The 864-nt window shown below is 68.1% G+C and carries 1 protein-coding gene; it reads left to right on the top strand.

Going from position 1 to position 864, the window contains the following annotated elements:
• Positions 1-25: 25 nt before the first annotated feature.
• Positions 26-864 (top strand): fibronectin type III domain-containing protein (locus tag ACFO9I_RS12115; protein WP_379181145.1); only part of this gene is annotated, 839 nt, incomplete at its 3' end.

The following is an 864-nucleotide window of genomic DNA, read 5'->3' as shown; positions in this document are numbered from 1 at the left end:
CGCTGCGGGCAACCACTCCTCTTACGTGCGCAACGGGACCATCTACAAGTACCCCCAGGGCGCCACCGGCCCGACCGGACACAACCTGAGCTTCAGCGCAGCCGACTTCACGCTCGAGGGCTCCACCGCGGGCTCAGCGACGCCTGCGCTGGTCTCGTTCGCGGTCGGGCCGAAGACGGTGACCCCGGGCCAGGACGTCAGCATCGACTACGCGGTGAGTGACGACTCGGACGAGATCACCTATGTCTACTTCACCTTCGCCGACGCCATCGGAAACACCCGGAGCCTGGGCGTGGACAACCCCTCCGGCATCCCCTTGAACGGCACAATCACCCGGACTGTCCCGGATAGCTGGGTTAACGGCAGCTACCGCCTCAGCTATGTCGACATCTACGACGCTGCGGGCAACCACGCCTCTTACGTGCGCAACGGGACCATCTACAAGTACCCCCAGGGCGCCACCGGCCCGACCGGACACAACCTGAACTTCAGCGCAGCCGACTTTCGCGTGGCTACGGCACCAGGCGCGCCGCTCGGCGTGACGGCCAAGGCCGCCGGCGACCTCGCGGCGGAGGTCCGCTGGCAGCTCAGCTCTGCGAACGGGTCCGCGGTGACCGGGTACACGATCACCAGCTCTCCGGGTGGGCTGACGCAGACCGTTGAGGGTTCGGCGACCGCGGGCACGGTGAGCGGGCTGGTCAACGGCACCGAGTACACCTTCACCGTGACCGCGACCAACGCCATCGGCGACTCGGTCGCCAGTCAACCTTCCAACCAGATTGTGGCCGGGCGGGTCCCCTCCGCGCCGACGGGGGTTTCCGCGGTTCGCGGGGACCAGCAGGCGACGGTGACCTGGGACGCGGC

This window comes from Nocardioides sp. GCM10023255 (genome assembly GCF_042653125.1).
Classification (GTDB): Bacteria; Actinomycetota; Actinomycetes; order Propionibacteriales; family Nocardioidaceae; genus Nocardioides.
Note: the sequence above shows the minus strand (reverse complement) of the source record. Positions and strands in the feature narration are given on the sequence as shown.